The organism is Leifsonia sp. C5G2 (assembly GCF_013359685.1).
In the GTDB taxonomy this organism is placed as follows: Bacteria; Actinomycetota; Actinomycetes; order Actinomycetales; family Microbacteriaceae; genus Leifsonia.
Genome location: NZ_JABFMV010000001.1, coordinates 444,972 through 463,463, shown reverse-complemented (window position 1 = coordinate 463,463; position 18,492 = coordinate 444,972). Strand labels below are relative to the sequence as shown.

The 18,492-nt window shown below is 71.5% G+C and carries 18 protein-coding genes; 11 read left to right on the top strand and 7 right to left on the bottom strand.

Translation table 11 applies throughout. From position 1 onward, the window contains the following. Window positions 1-8 precede the first annotated feature (8 nt). Genes HNO83_RS02225 through HNO83_RS02210 form a run of 4 tightly spaced genes read left to right on the top strand, consistent with a single transcriptional unit; the run spans window position 9 to window position 7,389 of the window. Window positions 9-4,592, top strand: a complete 4,584-nt coding sequence (locus HNO83_RS02225) for a polysaccharide lyase family 8 super-sandwich domain-containing protein (RefSeq protein WP_175335852.1) — start codon at window positions 9-11, stop codon at window positions 4,590-4,592. Then, window positions 4,574-5,677, top strand: coding sequence for a LacI family DNA-binding transcriptional regulator (locus HNO83_RS02220; RefSeq protein WP_175335851.1), 1,104 nt, complete (start codon window positions 4,574-4,576; stop codon window positions 5,675-5,677). Before HNO83_RS02225 ends, HNO83_RS02220 begins: the two co-directional genes overlap by 19 nt. Next, the gene (locus HNO83_RS02215) at window positions 5,677-6,456 is read left to right on the top strand and encodes an HAD-IIB family hydrolase (protein WP_175335850.1); all 780 of its coding nucleotides are present in this window, start codon (window positions 5,677-5,679) and stop codon (window positions 6,454-6,456) included. Before HNO83_RS02220 ends, HNO83_RS02215 begins: the two co-directional genes overlap by 1 nt. A 9-nt stretch (window positions 6,457-6,465) precedes the next feature. Then, on the top strand, window positions 6,466-7,389 hold the full coding sequence (locus HNO83_RS02210; RefSeq protein WP_175335849.1) for a Ppx/GppA family phosphatase: 924 nt from the start codon (window positions 6,466-6,468) through the stop codon (window positions 7,387-7,389). Between the two features lie 20 nt (window positions 7,390-7,409). Here HNO83_RS02210 and HNO83_RS02205 read toward each other — a convergent pair whose 3' ends face one another. Continuing rightward, complete coding sequence (locus HNO83_RS02205; protein ID WP_175335848.1) at window positions 7,410-8,198, bottom strand: alpha/beta fold hydrolase; 789 nt, start codon at window positions 8,196-8,198, stop codon at window positions 7,410-7,412. A gap of 52 nt (window positions 8,199-8,250) precedes the next feature. Between HNO83_RS02205 and HNO83_RS02200 the strand changes: the two genes are divergently transcribed. The 3 genes from HNO83_RS02200 to HNO83_RS02190 all read left to right on the top strand — a co-directional run bounded on the left by HNO83_RS02200 (window position 8,251) and on the right by HNO83_RS02190 (window position 9,860). Further along, window positions 8,251-8,670 carry a MarR family winged helix-turn-helix transcriptional regulator gene (locus HNO83_RS02200; RefSeq protein WP_175335847.1) on the top strand — a complete coding sequence of 140 codons (420 nt, stop codon included), beginning with the start codon at window positions 8,251-8,253 and terminating at the stop codon, window positions 8,668-8,670. Between the two features lie 88 nt (window positions 8,671-8,758). Next, a complete protein-coding gene (locus HNO83_RS02195; protein WP_175335846.1) occupies window positions 8,759-9,196 on the top strand; it encodes a hypothetical protein in 438 nt (145 codons plus the stop codon). Between the two features lie 97 nt (window positions 9,197-9,293). Beyond that, window positions 9,294-9,860, top strand: a complete 567-nt coding sequence (locus tag HNO83_RS02190) for a GNAT family N-acetyltransferase (RefSeq protein WP_175335845.1) — start codon at window positions 9,294-9,296, stop codon at window positions 9,858-9,860. Window positions 9,861-9,872: 12 nt separating this feature from the next. Here the strand turns inward: HNO83_RS02190 and HNO83_RS02185 are convergent, their stop codons facing one another. The 4 genes from HNO83_RS02185 to HNO83_RS02170 all read right to left on the bottom strand — a co-directional run bounded on the left by HNO83_RS02185 (window position 9,873) and on the right by HNO83_RS02170 (window position 11,623). Then, the gene (locus tag HNO83_RS02185; protein WP_175335844.1) at window positions 9,873-10,298 is read right to left on the bottom strand and encodes a hypothetical protein; all 426 of its coding nucleotides are present in this window, start codon (window positions 10,296-10,298) and stop codon (window positions 9,873-9,875) included. Window positions 10,299-10,396: 98 nt separating this feature from the next. After that, on the bottom strand, window positions 10,397-10,723 hold the full coding sequence (locus HNO83_RS02180) for a DUF7882 family protein (protein WP_175335843.1): 327 nt from the start codon (window positions 10,721-10,723) through the stop codon (window positions 10,397-10,399). A 127-nt stretch (window positions 10,724-10,850) separates the two neighbouring features. Further along, entirely contained in the window at window positions 10,851-11,000 is a 150-nt protein-coding gene (locus tag HNO83_RS02175; protein WP_175335842.1) for a hypothetical protein, read from the bottom strand. Between the two features lie 65 nt (window positions 11,001-11,065). Continuing rightward, window positions 11,066-11,623, bottom strand: a complete 558-nt coding sequence (locus HNO83_RS02170) for a TetR/AcrR family transcriptional regulator (RefSeq protein WP_349627053.1) — start codon at window positions 11,621-11,623, stop codon at window positions 11,066-11,068. Between the two features lie 124 nt (window positions 11,624-11,747). Between HNO83_RS02170 and HNO83_RS02165 the strand changes: the two genes are divergently transcribed. From HNO83_RS02165 to HNO83_RS02155, 3 genes are read left to right on the top strand one after another with little or no spacing between them, the layout of a single operon-like run. Beyond that, window positions 11,748-12,314, top strand: a complete 567-nt coding sequence (locus HNO83_RS02165; protein ID WP_175335840.1) for a hypothetical protein — start codon at window positions 11,748-11,750, stop codon at window positions 12,312-12,314. Continuing rightward, window positions 12,311-13,801: a dihydrolipoyl dehydrogenase family protein gene (locus tag HNO83_RS02160; protein WP_175335839.1), complete on the top strand. Its 1,491-nt coding sequence runs from the start codon at window positions 12,311-12,313 to the stop codon at window positions 13,799-13,801. The genes HNO83_RS02165 and HNO83_RS02160 overlap by 4 nt, the downstream gene beginning before the upstream one ends. Before the next feature lie 30 nt (window positions 13,802-13,831). Beyond that, the gene (locus tag HNO83_RS02155; RefSeq protein ID WP_175335838.1) at window positions 13,832-14,137 is read left to right on the top strand and encodes an EthD family reductase; all 306 of its coding nucleotides are present in this window, start codon (window positions 13,832-13,834) and stop codon (window positions 14,135-14,137) included. A 13-nt stretch (window positions 14,138-14,150) separates the two neighbouring features. Here HNO83_RS02155 and HNO83_RS02150 read toward each other — a convergent pair whose 3' ends face one another. Continuing rightward, window positions 14,151-15,170 carry an aldo/keto reductase gene (locus HNO83_RS02150; RefSeq protein WP_175335837.1) on the bottom strand — a complete coding sequence of 340 codons (1,020 nt, stop codon included), beginning with the start codon at window positions 15,168-15,170 and terminating at the stop codon, window positions 14,151-14,153. Between the two features lie 109 nt (window positions 15,171-15,279). Between HNO83_RS02150 and HNO83_RS02145 the strand changes: the two genes are divergently transcribed. Then, window positions 15,280-15,876 carry a TetR/AcrR family transcriptional regulator gene (locus HNO83_RS02145; protein ID WP_175335836.1) on the top strand — a complete coding sequence of 199 codons (597 nt, stop codon included), beginning with the start codon at window positions 15,280-15,282 and terminating at the stop codon, window positions 15,874-15,876. A gap of 12 nt (window positions 15,877-15,888) precedes the next feature. Here HNO83_RS02145 and HNO83_RS02140 read toward each other — a convergent pair whose 3' ends face one another. Then, a complete protein-coding gene (locus HNO83_RS02140; RefSeq protein ID WP_175335835.1) occupies window positions 15,889-17,481 on the bottom strand; it encodes an MFS transporter in 1,593 nt (530 codons plus the stop codon). Window positions 17,482-18,492 lie beyond the last annotated feature (1,011 nt).

Here is an 18,492-nt window from a genome sequence, read left to right as displayed (position 1 = left end):
CCAGCGCAATGACGCGTCATCCCGTTCCGAACGCTCCACGCCCCCCGCTCGCCCGCCGCTCGCGAGCGGCGGCGTTCGTGGCCTTCCTGGTCGCCGCCCTGCTGGGCGCGGCCGGGCTCGCCGCTCCCGCCCAGGCCGCCGACCTGGAGACGGACGTCTCCACCATCGTCTCGCGCCTGCAGGACTACTACCTCAGCCAGGGTGACGAGGTGCAGATCGCCAACGGCATCTACCTGGCGCAGACCTCGAACGCGCTCGACTACGTGGCCTCGCAGAACGCGGACGGCTCCTGGTCGGACGTGAACTACCAGGACACCACGAGCTCGGCGAACGGCAAGACCTGGGACGCCTACAAGGCGCTCTACCGGATGGTCGCCATCGCCCAGGCGTACCGGGACAAGACGGCGAAGGGGTACCAGGACGCCCGGCTGATCGACTCCGAGCAGCGCGCGCTCGCGTACTGGGACCAGGTGAACCCGGGCAACACCAATTGGTGGGAGACCGAGATCGGCGAGTCGATCGCCATGGGGCGGATCTCGATCTTCGTCGGGGACGCCCTCGGGGCGGATGCCGCAGCCCTCGCGATCAAGCACAACCAGGGCAAGCTCGACCCGGCCGGGGCGAACGGCGCCTGGCGCACCTCCGACTACCTCTACAAGGCCCTCGCCACCCGGAACGCCGACCAGATCAAGGCCGGCTTCGCCACCATGGTGCAGACCGTGGCCGTCGACGACTCCGGCACGGTGCAGGAGGCCGTGCAGCCCGACGCGACGTTCTGGGCGCACGGCGCACAGCTCTACAGCGAGGGCTACGGGATGGCGCTGTTCACGATGGTCGCGATGTGGGCGGACTCCGCCCGCGGCACGAGCCTGGCCTTCACCCGCGACCAGCTCGACACGATCGCGTTCTACATCGTCGACGGCACCCGCTGGCTGATCCGCGGCGAGATCGAGATGCTCTACCTGCTCTACCGTCCGGCGACGACGGTGGACGGCGTCACCAGCTATGCGGCCGTCTTCCTCGACCCGCTGGAGCGGATGGCGCGCACCGACCCGCTGTACGCGACCGACTACCGGGAGATGGCGGACAACATCCGCGGCAAGACCACGGGCAACGGGGCCATCGGCGACCGCTACTTCTGGCGGTCCGAGTTCTCGTCGCACCAGCGTGCGGGCTACGGCATCGTCACCGGCCTCAACTCGAGCCGAACCGTCGGCAGCGAGTACCGGTCGACCATCCGCAAGGACGTCGGCAACGAGATCGTCTGGAACCGGACCGGCACGACCGCCATCCAGGTGACGAACAAGGAGTACACCGACCTCGGCCCGGCGTTCGACTGGTACCACTACCCGGGCACGACCGTCCCGTACGTGAAGGAGACCACCCTCGGAAAGGACGGGCGGTCGGCCAACGGCGGCGCCTTCACCGGCGGCGTCTCGGACGGCACCTACGGCGCGAGCGTGGAGAGCCTGGACCGGGCCGGCACGCAGGCGCAGAAGAGCTACTACTACTTCGACGACGAGATGGTGGCCCTCGGCGCGGGCATCCGCTCCACCTCGGCCGCGCCCGTGCACACCACGGTCAACCAGGTCGCGGCGAAGGACAACGCGTCGGTCGACGGGCAGAGCCTCGCCGCGGGCACGGACGGCAAGGTCGTCGGGGATCCGTCGTGGGCCTACAACGACAAGGTCGGCTACGTGTTCCCGACCGACCAGCCGGTGACCCTCTCCGACAAGACGCAGACCGGCAGCTACTACGGCGGCGACCCCGAGAGCCACGACGCGTTCACGCTCTACTTCGACCACGGGACGGCGCCGACGGACGCGGGATACGAGTACATCGTGCTCCCCGCCAAGTCGGCCGCGCAGACCAAGGCGTACGCCGCAGACCCCGCGGTGAAGGTGCTGCGCAACGACACCTCGGTGCAGGCGGTGCAGCATCCCGGGCTCAAGCGGACCATGGCGACGTTCTACCGCGCCGGGTCGCTGGACCTCGGCGACGGCCGCACGCTCTCGGTGAGCCAGCCGAGCATCGTGATGCTCGACGAGTCCTCCGGCACCCCGGTGGTGAGCCTGTCGAACCCGAGCCAGCCCGGTCTGCTCGTCGACGTCGCACTGAAGGGCGGGGCGAGCGCGTCGCACGGCACCTTCGTGCTCGGCTCGGGCGCGAACCTGGGCAAGACCGTCACAGAGCCGCTGGCCGTCGACGACTCCGACGGATCGCCGTACACCGCGAGCGGTTCGGCCGCCGGCCACGGACCGTCGCAGGCGGGCGACAAGGACACGACGACGACCTGGCAGTCCGCCGGGGCTGCGCCGTGGCTGCAGCAGCGGCTCGCCGCGGGCTCGTACGCGACGGGCGCGGACATCGACTGGGGCGCCGACTACGCCGGCCGCTTCCTCCTCCAGACCTCGACCGACGGGCAGACCTGGACCGACCAGAAGCTGGTCCAGAACGGCACGGGCGGCCACCAGCACGTCGACTTCCCGGCGACCGCGGCGAACTTCGTCCGCATCCTGCCGCTCGATGGACCGGGAGGCGGCACCTACTCCATCGCCGAGTTCGCGGCCGCCGCGAGCGTGAACCTCGCCCTCGGCGCCCCGACGACGGCCTCCGACGGCACCAGCCCTGCCAGCGCGACGGACGGCAACGCGACGACGCGCTGGATCGCCGACCGCACAGGGTCGCCGGACACGTCGTGGCTGCAGGTCGACCTCGGCAAGGTGCAGAAGGTCGGAGCGGTCCGCCTGTTCTGGGAGGCGTCCTACGCCAGCCAGTACAAGATCCAGGTCTCGGACGACGGCAGCACCTGGCGCGACGCCTACGCCACCCCGGCGGCAGGCGGCGACGGCGGCACCGACCTGGTGACGCTGAACGCGAGCGGCCGGTACGTGCGGATGCAGACGGTGAAGCGCGCGCTCACGAGCTACGGCGTCTCGGTGTGGGAGTTCGAGGTGTTCGGCGACAGCGCCATCGCCTCGGCGCCCGCGACGGCCGGCCGGGTGAACCTCGCCCAGGGCAGGCCCACCACCGCGGACAGCGTGTACAACAATCTGGCGAACGTGCAGCCCACCGCCGCCACGGACGGCTCGAAGACCACGAAGTGGTCGTCGGCCCGGCCGTCCGGCTCGGCGCCGTACACCAACCAGAACTGGCTGCAGGTCGACCTCGGGTCGGTGCGCCCGGTCTCGCAGGCCGTCGTCGAGTGGGAGACGGGCAACTCCACCGACTACCGGATCGAGGGATCGGCGAACGGGTCGGACTGGACGCCGCTCGCGCGCGTGCAGAACGCCGGCACCGCCGACCACCGCCGCGACACGACCGACTTCCCGACGGCGGAGGTGCGGTACGTCCGGGTGATCGGGTCGCCCGCGACGAAGTACGGCCTCAACATCTGGGAGTTCGAGCTCTACGGCGGCTACAGCCTGGCGTGCGGCGCCCCCGTGAACGCGGAGCGCAACAGCACCTCGACGCTCGGCGCGACCATCACGCCGGTCGACGGCGGGGACACGTTCACGGCGTACTCGCTCGACCCGTCGGTCGCGGCGGTCGCGTCGGCACCGCAGGCGGCCGCCGACGGAACGCTCGCGGTCCCGCTGAAGACCGGGGCGCCGGGGAGCACCTCCATCGTGCTCGTGCACAGCGCGGGCGACGAGTTCGTCCGCTGCCCGGTCACGGTCGCGGTCGACCGGAGTGCGCTGCAGGCGCTGGTCGACCGCGCGAACGGTCTGGACAGCACGCAGTACACGCCCTCGAGCTGGGCGCCGCTGGTGCCGGCACTGGAAGCGGCCAAGGCGACCCTGACGGCGGCCGACTCGACCCAGTCCGCGATCGACGCCCGCGCGGCGGCGCTGAAGAGCGCCATCGACGGGCTGCGCGTCACCTCGGCGATCAGCGCTCCGGCCGTCACGACGGCGTGGGGCACGGCGGCGACCGTCACCGTCACCGTCACGTCGCCGCTGCCGGTGACCGGGCAGGTCGCGCTCACCGAGGGCGACAAGAGCCGCGGCACGGCGCCCCTGCGCGACGGCGTCGCGACGGTGACGCTGCCGGTCGGCCTGGCCGCGGGCGTCCACACCCTGACGGCGGCGTACAGCGGCAGCGACACGGTCGCGGGCGCCAGCACGACGGTCGCCGTGACGGTCACCCTCCCGGATGCCTGGGTCAAGACGACAAGCTACAAGACCGGCGACATCGTCAGCTACCGCAGTTCGGTCTACAGGGCGGGATGGTCGACCAAGGGCGAGCAGCCCGGCCTCAGCAACACCGGGGCCTGGCAGGAGCTCGCGATGACCGAGAGCGGGCAGGCGGTGTGGACGGCCTCCCGTGTCTTCGGCGCCGGTGACACCGTCGACTACCAGGGCCGGACGTTCCTCGCGGGCTGGTACAGCCGCGGCGACGTCCCCGGGTCGGTGACCGGGCCGTGGCAGGAGATCGCGACCGCGCCGGACGGCACCGCCCTCTGGACGCCGTCGCGCGTCTTCAACGCCGGGGACCGCGCCAGCTACAAGGGCGTCGTGTACGTCGCCAAGTGGTACACCCGCAACCAGGCCCCTGGCGCGGCCAACGGGCCATGGGCCGTGGCGGGCTGACCGGCGGGGCGGCGGGGCCGGGGTCCGGTTCGGGCCCGGGCTCCGGCCCCGCCGCCGACTCCTCCCCGCCACCGGGCGAGCGCCCCGTCACCATCGCGGACGTCGCCGCGCGGGCCCGGGTCTCCAAGAGCGCCGTCTCGTTCGTCTTCAACGGGCGCCGCGGGCTCAGCGCTGCCACCCAGGCCCGCATCGTGCGCGCAGCGGAGGACCTCGGCTGGACGCCGAACGCCCGCGCACGGGCCCTGGCCAGGAAGCGGCCGCGGAGCGTCGGTCTGGTGATCCGCCTGGACGGTCCCGCTCCGGGCCCGTGGACGGACGTGGTCGGCTTCCTGGAGAGGCTCGGCGGCGCCCTCGCCTCGGGCGGCACCGCGCTGGTGGTCCGCGCCGTCTCGTCCGCCTTCGACGAGGAAGAGGCGTACGCCGTGTTCGCCGGGGAGTCCCAGGTGGATGTCGTGCTCGTCGGCGCGCTCGGGACCGGCGACGGAGTGCCGGCCCTTCTGATCCGGTCGGGACTGCCATTCGTGGCCGCCCCGGCACCGGCTGCCGCGGCGGTCGCCGATCGCAAGGAGCGGGCGCGCCTCGCGGCCCGCCACCTGGCGGCCCTCGGCCATCGACGCGTCGCCCTCGTCGCGACGGAACTGGCTCTTCTCGACGCCTTCGGCGACGAGGCGCGTCTGTTCGGAGTCGAGGTCGTGCCGCGTCCTCTGCCGAACCCCTCGCCGGTCGCTGCGGAGGAGGCGACCGCCGCGCTCGTGGCAGGCTCGTCGCCGCCGACGGCGATCGTCTACGAGACGGCGCTGCTCGCCGCGGCGGGCCTCCGCACGACAGCGGCCCTCGGGCTGTCGGTGCCCACGAAGCTCTCGGTGGTCGGCCTCGACGACGACCCCGTCGCCGCGTCCACGACTCCCGCGCTGACGACCGTGAGGAGGGACGAGGCAGCATGGGGACGGGCCTGCGCCCGCCTCCTCCTCGCCAGCATCGACGGCGGCCGCTCGGGGATGCCCGCGCCCCCGCGCGCAGAGCTCGTCGTCCGCGGCAGCACCTGCCCGCCCCCGCCTCCGCCCCGCCAGGAAAGGACCCCCTGATGCCCCGCCTCGTCGCCTTCGACCTCGATGACACCCTCGCGGTCTCCAAGTCGCCCCTCGACCCGCGCATGGCCGGGCTGCTGACCCGGCTCCTCGAGATCGCGCAGGTGTGCGTGATCTCGGGAGGCCGGTTCGAGCAGTTCCGCGACCAGCTCCTCTCCCGCCTGCCGGGGTCGGCACGTCTCGACAGGCTCCACCTGATGCCGACCTGCGGGACGCGCTACCTGCGCTGGGAGGGGGAGCGGTGGCGGCTCGTCTACGCCGAAGACCTGAGCGACAGCGAACGCGCGGAGACCGTGACGGCCGTGGAGGAGGAGGCATCGCGCCTCGGGCTCTGGGAGGAGAACACGTGGGGACCGGTGATCGAGGACCGCGGCTCCCAGATCACGTTCTCCGCACTCGGCCAGTCGGCGCCCGTCGCGGTGAAGGCCGCCTGGGACCCCGACCGGACCCGGCGGAGGGACCTCCGTGCGGCGCTGCAGGCGAGGCTCCCCGGGCTGGAGGTGCGTGCAGGCGGCTCGACCAGCATCGACATCACCCGCCGCGGGGTGGACAAGGCGTACGGGATGACGAGGCTCGCGTCGCTGACAGGCATCCCGTTCTCCGACATGCTGTTCGTCGGGGACAGGCTCGACCCGGACGGGAACGACTATCCGGTGCTGAAGCTCGGCATCCCGTCGGTCTCCGTCCATGACTGGACGGAGACCGCAGCCGTGGTCGAAGCGCTCCTGGCACCCGATCGCGAGCTCCCGCTCGCCGGATCGTCCGCCGTGCAATAGTCTCCGATCGTGCGCCTCGGAGTCCTCGATGTCGGATCGAACACCGTCCATCTGCTCGTCGTCGACGCCCACCCGGGCGCGCGGCCCCTCCCGGCGGCGACGCACAAGTCGGTGCTCCGCCTCATGCGCTACATCGCGCCGGACGGCAGCATCAGCGACGAGGGCTGCGATGCGCTGCTCGACGCCATCTCGTCGGCGCTGCGGGTCGCGGAGGAGGAGGACATCGACGAGCTGCTGCCCTTCGCCACCTCCGCGCTGAGGGAGGCGACCAACGGTCCCGAGCTCCTCGAGCGCGTCCGGCAGCAGACCGGCGTGGACCTGCAGGTGCTCTCCGGGGCGGACGAGGCGCGGCTGACCTTCCTCGCCGTGCGGCGCTGGCTCGGGTGGTCCTCCGGCCGCATCCTGCTGCTGGACATCGGCGGAGGGTCGCTGGAGATCGCCTCGGGCACCGACGAGTACCCGGACACCGCGGTGTCCGTGCCGCTTGGCGCGGGACGCGCGACCATCGGCTTCCTCCACGACGACCCGCCGCGCGACGAGCAGGTGGAGGAGCTCCGCGACCACGCGCGACGGCTCCTCGCCGCGGTGGTGCCGGAGTTCGAGCGCGGCGACGGCGACCACGTCATCGGCACCTCGAAGACGATCCGGTCGCTTGCCCGGCTCGCCGGGACCACCTCCGCGCGCGCCGGAGGCGACGACCGCGTGCACCTGACCCGCTCCGGGCTCGCGGACTGGGTCCCGCGGCTCGGCCGGATGCCGGCGGAGTCCCGGACGGCCCTCCCCGGCATCACCTCCGACCGCGCGTTCCAGATCGTCGCGGGCGGAATCGTGCTGCGGGAGGCGATGCGGGCGTTCGACGTGGATGAGCTCGAGGTGTGCCCGTGGGCGCTGCGCGAGGGCATCATCCTCCGCTACCTCGACCACCTCGACTGAGGCTCAGGCCCGGCGGCCGCTCAGGCCCGGCGCGGCGTGACCTCTGCCAGGAAGGGGTCCACGACTCGCCACACGGACTCCGGGTTCTCCAGGTGCGGCAGGTGTCCGGCATCCGGGATCTCGGCGAACCGGGCGCGGGGGACGGCGGCCGCGAGGGCACGGCCGTAGGCGGGGGTGACGATCCTGTCGCTGTCGCCCCACACCATGAGCGTCGGGACGCCGATGGCGGCGAGGCGGCCGAGCAGGCCGGGGTCGCTCATGGCGGCGGCGATCGCGGCCATGGTGCGACCGTTCCCCTGCTGGATGGCGCGCTGCTCGTCGGTGAGGGCGGCCGGGTCGATGTAGCCGCGCTCCGGGTCATGCCAGGCGAGCTCGGCGAGGCCGCGCGCGTCGAGGGCGAAGAAGTCCGCGATCGGTTCTCCCTCGACGACCACACCGACGCCGTCGATATCGATGACGGCGGAGAGGAGGCCCGAGTAGCGGGAGTCCGTGGCCGCCTGCACCGCCATCTCCAGCGCGATCCAGCCGCCGATGGAGGAGCCGACCACGGTGACGCCGCGCTCGCCGCGGTCGAGGAGCCGGTCGAGGTAGCCGGTGGCGAGGTCGGCGATGGAGGAGATCGAGCCCGGCCGGGCCGTCCCCTCCCAGCCCGGGTGTGTGGGCGCCACGACCTGCATGGTCGCGGCGAGGTGCGCGACGATCGGCGCGACCGTGCGCGGTCCGCCCCCGCCGTGCAGGACGAGCGCTTCGGGGGCGGCCGGTTCGCCGGCCTCCAGCGCGGGGAGGTCGACGGGAAGGCTGATCATCATAGCGGGCTCCTATATCAACATGTTTATCTACGAGTATTGATACAGTAACACCATGACGGTGGATCTGGAAGCACTCGGCCTGGCGATCAAGCGGGCGCAGTACCGCAACCACCGCACGATGGACGCCGCGCTCCGCCCGGTCGGGATCAGCCTGGTGCAGTGGGACGCGCTGCGCGCCATCGCGCGCATGCCCGGGGCTTCGGGGCACGACCTCGCCGCCGCCACGTTCCAGAGCGACCAGGCCTTCGGCACCCTGGCGAACCGGCTGGCCGAGCGCGGGCTCATCGTCAGGACGGCCGGCCGCGGGCGCCGCATCGACCACGAGCTGACCGACGCCGGCCGCGCTGCGCTGGAGGAGGGCCACGTGGTGGCCGCCGACGTGCTCGACGACCTCTTCGCGCCGCTCGACGAGCCCCAACGCGCGGCCCTACTGGAAACCCTGGCCCGCCTCACCGCGCCGTCCGAACGGTGACATCTCGTCGCCACTCGGCTCGGATTCTCGCGAATACTCCCGTCTCGGGGCGGAGTACGGTGGTGGCGGACGACGGCAGGGGGAGTGGATGGATCCGGCGGACGAGCGGGTGGTCGCGGAGGTCGACGCAGCGGCCACGGCCCTGCGCGCAGCGGCGCCGGGGGACTTCGCGGCGATGGATGCGCTGTGGCGCGCGGTCTACGCCCTCCCTCGCTGGGCGTTCATCGCCCGCGGGACCGACGACGCGCCGTCCCCGTTCGTGGGCGAGCTGGAGTCAGGACCGATGCTCTTCGCGTTCACCACGATCGCCCGCGCGCACGACGGTGCACTGAGCGCCGGGCTCGACGAGGATGCCGCATCCCGCGTGCTGACGGTGCCGATGCCCGACGCGATCGAGTGGGCCGCCTCCTTCGCCGACTCCGGTGTGCGCGGGATCGTCTTCGACCTGCCCGGGTTCGGGTACTTCGCGCCGCTGGAAAACCTCGTGCCCATGCGCGACTACATGGCGGCGAACCCGGTCCGCTGAGCCGCCGAGTGGTGACATCACGTCACGACTCGGCGCGGATTCCCGCGGTTACTCACCGCTCGCCGCGACCACCCGCTCCGCCCGCTACGCTCGGCGCATGACGATCGAGGTGCTGCCGGCGACGGGCCGCTGGGACGACTTCGCCACCTTCATGGTGCCGCGCAAGCCCGGCGGCGGTGGCTGCGTGTGCATGTCGTACCGGGACGCGCGCCTGGCGATGCCCGAGCGGATCGCGTACATGGAGCACGAGTGCGGGACGACGCCCGGCCCCGGCGTGCTGGCCTACCTCGACGGCGAGGTCGCCGGCTGGTGCAGCGTTGCGCCGAAGTCGACGTACCGGCGCCTGATGAACTCCCGCACCATCCCGCACCTGGATGAGGAGCGCGACCCGTGGTCGATCGTGTGCTTCGTCGTGCGCGGCGGCTTCCGCAAGCGCGGGGTGATGCACGACCTGCTGGATGGCGCGGTCGAGCATGCGAGGGCGAACGGCGCGACCGTGGTCGAGGGTTACCCGGTGGACACCGGAGGCGAGCGCGTGGATGTGATCAGCGGCTACGTCGGAACCGTCGACCTGTTCGAGAAGCACGGCTTCACTCGCCTGACCGAGACCGACGCGCACTCCGGCGGCCGCCTGCGCTGGATCATGCGCCGCGAGCTGGGCTGACGCGGGCGGCCCCTAAGCCCCGGCTGCGCTGCCCAGGCGGTACGACGCGAAGAACGTTCCGCCGTAGAGGGCGGCGGCGACGAGGAAGCCGGTCGCCATGAGGTAGGACGCCCATTCGCTCCCGGAGGCCATGGTCCCGACGCCCGCGAGGAAGGTGACCACGATCACCACGAGCCCCCACACCGCGAGCCGCTGACCCAGCTGCGCGCGCCGTGCCGCCAGCAGCAGTCGCACCGCGATCACGACCAGGCCGATCGCGATCAGGATGTGCAGGATGATGATGACCCAGTCGGCGGCCACGGCGAACCCGCCCTCGGGCTCGCCGATCAGGTTGGCGGCCATCCCGAGCAGGAATTGGAGCGCGAGGGCCGTGAGTGCCTCGCGGGAGCGGCGGCGGAGGCTCTCGGGGGCACCGACGGATGCTTCGGCTGCGGACATGCGCTGCTCCTCCGACTCGGACGGCACGGGGTCGAGGTCATTCTGCTCCGTCCGGGCGTCGAGGGGAACAGCCGATCGGCCGTTCCCCTCGACGTCTCTCACACGAGCGCGTGCGCGTGTGTCGGTGCAGCGGCGTGTTCCTCCGGTTCGACGATCAGCCCGCGGGAGCTGTCCGCGGACGCGGCCAGGTCGGCGAGCCAGTTGCGGTTCAGAGCGGGTGCGCGGGAGCCGTCGAAGTGGAAGAGGACGTTGCTCGCCGGGTGGATCCAGACGCTCGTGCGGCCGCCTCCCGACGCCTGGCCGTCCTTCCAGGACATGGCGAAGCTCTGCCCGTGGCGGAGCTTGTTGACGATCACGACATGCAGGTGCGCGAGCGTCCGGTCGTCGATCTCGACGTCGTGGTTCTCGTAGCTGAGATAGCCCATGATGGTTCCCTCCTGTCGGTCCGGAAGGGGGCAAAGAGTCGGATGCCAGCCGAGTTCACGTCTACCGGAGGGCGTCTACCCAGTGTGACCCATCCAGGGGGTAGACACCAGCGGTCTGCGAGGATTGTCAGGCGTGCAGCAGGGAACGGTCGACGACGGTGAAGCCGTCGGCCGCCTCCGAGGCGGCCTCGGCTTCGGTCAGTTCAAAGTAGACGCCCAGCACGGAGGGGGTGATCTCGTGCGGCATCACGACGACGAATACGGGGACATCCACCACTCAACCATCCTCCGTCCGCGCCGATCCGTAGCCGGTTGACAACGGGGGAGTGGCGTGAGGGGGTGTCAGCGGCTCCCGGTGAGGGCGCGCGCACTCCGCAGGAAGGATGCGGCAAGCGCGTCGGCCGCGTCGAGGTAGCCGGCGACCATCGCGCCGTCGCGGATGAGCATGAGATCGTCGGCGACCGCGTGCGCATCGGGGAGGCCGAGCGGCCCCACGATCTCCTCGAACGTCGCCTTGCACCAGGCGCGGTGGGCGTCGACGGTGAGCCGGACGGCGCTCGCCGCATCCGGGTACTCGGCGGCGGCGTTGATGAACGGGCAGCCGCGGAAGCCCTGCAGGCAGGCGAACTCGCCGAGCTGGGCGGCGATGAGCTGGAACACGCGATCGGGGTCGCCCTCGGCCGCTGCGATCGCGCCCAGGATGCCGTCTCGCTCCTGTTCCGCCCGCCGTTCGAGGTGCGCGACGACGAGGTCGTCCTTGCTCTTGAAGTGCCGGTAGAAGGTGACCTTGGTCGTGCCGGCGCGCTCGATGACCTTGTCGACGCTGACCGCGCGGAGTCCCTCCGCATAGAACAGCTCCGTCGCGGCGTCGATCAGCCGGTCCCGGATCGACGTCTTCACGCTCCCGATCATAAGTGCTCCTCGTGGGCCGCTTGCGTTCGTGCCCGGCCCGTGGCTATGGTGTGAATCATTGTAGAGTTACTAGTCATTCTACATCCATTCATCTCGCTGAAGAAAGAAGCTCATGACCACGACCACCCCGGATACGCGGCCCGCGACGATCGCGTCGGCGCTGCGAACCCTCTACTTCGTCCGCTTCGGCTTCGCCATCGTCTGGGCGATCGTCATCGCACTGACGGCCGCGTCGGTCACGCCGCTGACCGCGACGCTGCTCGTGCTCTATCCCGTCTTCGACGTCGTCGCCGCGGTCATCGACCACCGCGCGTCGCGGGGCACCCGGTCGGCGGGCCTCCTGTACGTCAACATGGCGCTGAGCGTGCTCGCGGCCGTCGGCCTCGCCTTCGCGACGGGTTCCGGCCGGTCGGCGGTGCTGCTGGTGTGGGGGCTGTGGGCGATCGCCGCCGGTGTCGTCCAGCTGATCGTCGGCATCTCGCGGCGCTCGCTCGGCGGCCAGTGGCCGATGATCCTCAGCGGCGGCATCTCCGTCTTCGCCGGCGCCGGGTTCGCGCTGCAGTCGGCAGGCGCGGGCGCCTCGCTCGTGAGCCTGGCCGGGTACGCCACCCTCGGCGGCGTCTTCTTCCTGGTGTCGGCGATTCGTCTGTCGCGCGCCGCGAAGGCGGACGCCCGATGAGCGCCGAGGTGTACGACGTCATCGTGATCGGCGCGGGCCCGGTCGGCGAGAACGTCGCAGACCGGGCGGTGCAGGGCGGCCTGACCGCCGTGATCGTGGAGGCCGAACTGGTCGGGGGCGAGTGCTCATACTGGGCGTGCATGCCGACCAAGGCGCTCCTGCGTGACGCCGCCGCGCTCCGGGCCGCTCGCAGCCTGCCGGGCGCGGCCGCGGCGATCACCGGAGAGCTCGACACCGCCGCCGTGCTGGAACGACGCGACCGGTTCGCGGCGCACTGGCACGACGACGGCCAGGTCTCGTGGCTGGAGGGCGCCGGGATCGCGTTGGTCCGCGGCCACGGTCGCCTCCGGGGCGCGCGCACGGTCGCGGTGACCGGACCCGACAGTGGCACCACCGTGCTGGAGGCCCGGCACGCCGTGGTCGTCGCGACCGGCACCAGCCCCGCGGTCCCGCCGATCCCCGGGCTCGCCGACGCGAAGCCGTGGACGAGCCGCGACGCGGTGTCCGCCGAGCGCATCCCGGAACGCCTGGCGATCATCGGCGGCGGAGTCGTCGGCGCCGAGCTAGCCACCGCCTACAGCGCCTTCGGCACGGCCGTGACGCTCATCGCGCGGGACGGGCTGCTGCCCCGCGTCGAGCCCTTCGCCGCCGAGCAGGTGGCGGCCGCGCTCACCGCGGACGGCGTCCGCCTCCTGGTCGGTACCGAGCCCGTCGAGGTGTCGCGGGAGGACGACGGCTCCGTGCGGATCGCCCTCGCCGACGGCGGCTCCGTCCGCGCGGACGAGGTGCTCGTCGCGACCGGCCGCCGGCCGAACACCGGCGACATCGGGCTGGAGACCATCGGGCTCGCACCGGGGAGCTGGCTCACGGTCGACGAGACCCTCCGTGTGGTGGACGAGACCGGCACCCCCGTGGCCGGCGGCGGGCTCTACGCGACGGGCGATGTCAACGGCCGCGCCCTCCTGACCCACCAGGGCAAGTACCAGGCCCGCGCGGCGGGCGACGTGATCGCCGCCCGCGCGCTCGGCGGGGACGTCGACGACGCGCCCTGGGGACGGCACGCGGCGACCGCCGACCATCTCGCGGTTCCTCAGGTGATCTTCACGCATCCCGAGATCGCGTCGGTGGGCCACACGCTCGCCAGCGCGACCGCGGCAGGGCTCCGCGTGCGCCCGGTCGAGTACGACCTCGGCGCGGTCGCGGGGGCGTCCCTGCACGCCGACGGCTACACCGGCCGGGTCGGGATGCTGATCGACGAGGACGCCGGCACGATCGTCGGCTTCACCGCCGTCGGCCCCGACACCGCCGAGCTCGTGCACGCCGCCACGGTGGCCGTCGCCGGTCAGGTGCCGCTGGAGCGGCTCTGGCACGCCGTCCCGGCCTACCCGACGATGAGCGAGCTCTGGCTGCGCCTGCTGGAGACCGCCGGCAGCGACACCCGCGTGAGGACGCGGTCCACCCACCAGCTCGTCTCGAGCGATCGATAAGAACCACCCATAAGAGAAGGAAGACGAACCATGCCCACGAAGATCACCCTCATCATCGACAACCCGGCCGACCCGGCCGCCTTCGAGGAGGCGTACGCAGAGGTCGAGCCCCTCGCCCGCCGGCTGCCCGGCCTCCGCCGGACCGAGGCGGCGAAGGTGTGGCCGAAGGAGGACGGCACTCCCACTCCGGCCCACCGCACGCTCGACCTGTACTTCGACAGCTACGAGGACGCTTCGGCCGCGGTCGCCACCCCCGCCGCGGGCGAGTTCTTCCAGCGCCTCATCGGGACGGGCACCTCGTTCACCGGGCTGTTCTCGGACATCGCCGAGGACTGAACGTCGCCCTCGCTCACGCCGCCGAGCGGTCTTCGGGCCGCCGGCGGCGGAGCGACGCGTCGACGATCGGCGGCGTGTTGTACTCCTGGTCCATGCGGCCGACGCCGGTTCCGGGCGGGACGATCTCGTCGATCCGGTCGAGAAGCTCGTCCGAGAGCTCGACGTCGGCCGCGGCCAGCAGGTCGTCGAGCTGCTCCATGGTGCGGGGGCCGATGAGTGCCGCCGTCACGCCGGGATGCGCGACGACGAACGCGAGCGCCAGGTGCGTGAGCGGGATCCCGGCCTCCTCGGCCAGCGGGATGAACCGCTCGACCGCGTCGATGCGGCGCTCGTCGCGGAGGGCGGCGAACAGCCCGACGCGTCGGAGGTCGGTGTCCTGACCGCGCCGCACCCGTCCCGTCAGCATCCCGCTGGCGAGTGGGCTCCAGATCACCGTGCCCATGCCGTAGCGCTCGGCGACGGGCAGCACCTCCCGCTCGATCGTGCGGTCGAGGAGCGAGTAGTGCGGCTGCTCGACGCGGAAGCGCTCGAGGCCGCGCCGCTCGGCCGTCCACTGCGCCTCGACGATCTCGGACGCGGGCATATCCGACGACCCGATCGTGCGCACCTTGCCGCTGCGCACGAGGTCCGTCATCGCCGAGAGCGTCTCCTCGATGTCGGTCTGCGGGTCGGGGCGGTGCAGCTGGTACAGGTCGAGGTGGTCGGTCTGCAGTCGCCGAAGCGAGCTCTCGACGGCAGTCATGATCCAGCGACGGGAGCCGCCGCGGTGGTTGACATCGTCGCCGATGGGGCGCGCGAACTTCGAGGCGAGCACGACCTCGTCGCGGCGTCCCTTCAGTGCGCGGCCGACCATCTCCTCCGAGTCGCCGTAGGCGTCGGCGGTGTCGACGAGGTTGATGCCGGCGTCGAGCGCGCGGCCCACCATCCGGTTCACGTCGTCCTGGTCGCTGTTGCCGAACGAGCTGAACATCATGGCGCCCAGCGCGAAGGGCGAGACGTGGATGCCGGTGCGGCCGAGCGGGCGGTACTTCATGGTCTCCTCCAGTCGATGTCCGGGTGCCGCTCGCGGTAGGATCGACTAAGCGGAACACTCGTCCGCAACTATACGGAACATTGTTCCGTTTGTCACGCGAGGGAACAGGATGACCGTGCCAGACGAGCGCACCGCCGCACCTGCGCGGCGCAAGCGGGCCGATGCAGTGCGCAACACCGAGGTGGTGCTCGAGGCGGCCAAGGCGGCGTTCGCCGAGCTCGGCGTGGACGCGCCCATGCGCGATATCGCGGCGCGCGCCGGGGTCGGGGTCGGCACGATCTACCGCAATTACCCGCAGCGCTCCGACCTGATCATCGCGGTCTTCCGCCGCGAGCTGGAGGACACGGGCGCGGAAGCCGAGCGTCTCGCCGCCGCGCATCCTCCCGCGGAGGCGCTGCGGCTCTGGGCGGAACGCCTCGGCCGTTTCGTGGCGACCAAGCGCGGCTTCGCGAGCGCTCTCCACTCGGGCGACCCCGCCTATGCGCCGCTGCCCGAACAGTTCCTCGGGGTGCTCGCGCCGAAGGTGCAGAGCATCCTCGACGCGGGGGCCGCCGACGGCACCATCCGGCCGGGCCTGCGCGCCGAGGACCTCATCCACGCGCTCGCCCGCCTCGCGGACGACCGGGTCGGAGACGCCGACGGGCGGCCGGGCCGGATGATCGGCGTGCTGCTCGACGGCGTGACGGTTCCCGGCCAGGCCGGCTGAGCGCGGTTCCCGCTACTTCGCAGCGGCGACCGGCTCGCCCGTCGGAACCGTCTTCGGCAGGTTGCGCGAGAAGAACAGGGCGCCGCACGAGATCAGTGCGATCGTCGCGAAGGAGAGCCGGAGCGCGGCCAGCTGCGACTCCGAGTACAGGCTCTGCAGCGTCGCGCTGTCGGCGGACGAGAGCCCGTGGTCGGCCGCGATCTTCGGCACCTCTGACACGGCCACCACGCCGACGCCGTGCTGCGTCTCCTGCTGCACCTGCGTCTGCACGTCCTGCGGAAGCTCGCTCGCGGCAACGCCGCCGGCGAACGACGTCGAGAGCGCGGCGATCATCACCGAGCCGACCACGGCCGTCCCGAGCGACGAGCCGAGGTTCTGGAAGACGCCCTGGATGCCGCCCGCCTCGCTCAGCTGATCGGGCCCGACCGACGACATCGTGACGTTGCCGAGCTGAGAGGCCAGGAGGCCGAGCGCGGCACCGGCCACGAACATCCCGACGCCGAAGCTCCAGCTGTCGAGCTGAGGGTCCACGGCCCCCAGCAGCACCAGGCTGGCTCCGACGAGCGCCAGCTGGCCGATGCGCGCGATGCGACGGGGTGCGACGCGTTTGGCGAGCACGGTGCCCAGGATCGAGAACAGCACGAGCGCGATCGAGAGCGGGAAGATCTTCAGGCCAGTCGAGAGCGCGTCGAGGCCGAGGGTCAGCTGCAGGTAGATCGGCACGACGAAGAAGAGACCGGCCGTGACCGTGTACTGCAGGCCCAGGCTGCCGATGCCGGCCCGCAGCTGCCGGATGCGGAGGAGGGACGGGTCGAGCAGCGGAGGCCGGCCGCGCCGGATCAGGGCACGCTGCTGCAGGAAGAACAGCCAGAGGACCACGGCGCCGCCCGACACGAGGAACGGCACGGGCGAGAGGCCCAGTATGGACACGTCGGTGTTCGGGAGCAGCCAGCCCCAGACCTTCGTCTGCAGGAGGCCCCAGACCACGAGCACCAGGCCCAGCGCCGACAGCAGGACGGAGAGGGCGTCGATGCGGACCCGCTCGCGCTCGCCGCTGTCGCGCACGAGCCCGCTGAACATCAGCACGATGGCCATGATGACCACCTCGCCCGCGAACACGTAGCGCCAGCTGGCGTAGGTGGTGAGGAACCCGCCGATCAGCGGTCCCACCGCGACCGCGACCCCGGAGGCGGCGCCGATGACGGCGAACGCGGTCACGCGGGCGTGGCCGGAGTAGTTGTCGGCGATGAGCGCGGCGATCGCCGGGATGACCAGCACCGCGCCGAGCCCCTCGATCACGGACCAGCCGACGAACAGCACGACGATGTTCGGGCTGAGCGCCGTCGTCCCGGACCCCACCGCGTACACGATGGAGCCGATGATGAGCGCGCGCCTGCGGCCCCAGATGTCGCCGAGCTTCGCCCCGAGCAGCATGAACGCCGCCATCGTCAGCGTGTAGAAGGTGATCGTCGTCTGCATCGCGGCGATCGTGGTGTGCAGGTCGCGCACCACCGTCGAGATGGACACGTTCATCACCGTGCTGTCGAGCACCATCACGAACTGTGCGGCGCCGAGCACCGTCACTGCACCCCACCGCTCAGCCATCCCGTGACCTCCCGCCGACACGCGGAGGCTAGCATCGGCGCCGGGCCGCGCGCGACGGGGCGGTTTCCGGGAGAGCCGCATGGTGAGTACCGGCTAGCCGATAACGCGAGGCGGCAATATGCCGAGCGCTCCGTCCCTTCTCGATATCCCCGGTGCGGCCATGATTCGCCGTAGCGTATGAGGCACCATCACCGGGCACATTTGCGGGCGGCTCTTACGAGAATCGGTGGCCCGCGACTGGTGGACGGGGCGGCGCGCGGCTAACCGTTGTTCCCGCTAGAGAATCGCTGCCGGGGGACAAACAGGTGTGCGCGAGCCATGGCCCGGGTCAGTCAGGGCCGATACCCGTCGTGTGGCTTCTCATAGAGCTTGCTCGCGAGTTCGTCGCCACTTCGACCGCCGTTGAGAGAACCCCCGACTTGATTGAGGACCTGGGCCACCCACTGCAAGAAGACGCCTGAGAACCGCCACAGCCGTGCGAGCATGCCTTGACGCTACTCGCCTGCGGGAGAGCCTCGCCAGCATGTACGCAGCCAGCTCTAGTGCCTCAGGGTGCCGCGCATCCGGTGAGACTTGTTGCGATCACGGGATCGCTGCATGACCTCTGCGTCCACCTTGTACCGCCCCCGTAGGAATCGAAGGCGTTTGTGGAGTAGACCGTCACTTCTCCGCTGCTCGGGGTGACGAAGGCGAAAGAAACGATGGGATCGCCTTCGCTAGTCGGGACACTCCATGCAAGTTCCGCGGCATCTCGATTGGAAACGGCCGCTTGGAGGCACTTGACCGCCTCGGTGGGCAGCGTCTGGCCCTGAGTAAGGACGAACGCGCCGCACGCTTTTCTGGCGTCGCTGGCGCGAACAGGAGCGGGCGCATCGGACAGTGCTCGAGCGGCGTCGATGGGATCCCCGGCGGGCGCGCGTCCCATGGGATACGACTGCACGCACCCCAGAAGCAGAACCGCGACACTCACAAGCATGAGTACGTTCCCTACCGGCTCAAAGCGGCGACCTC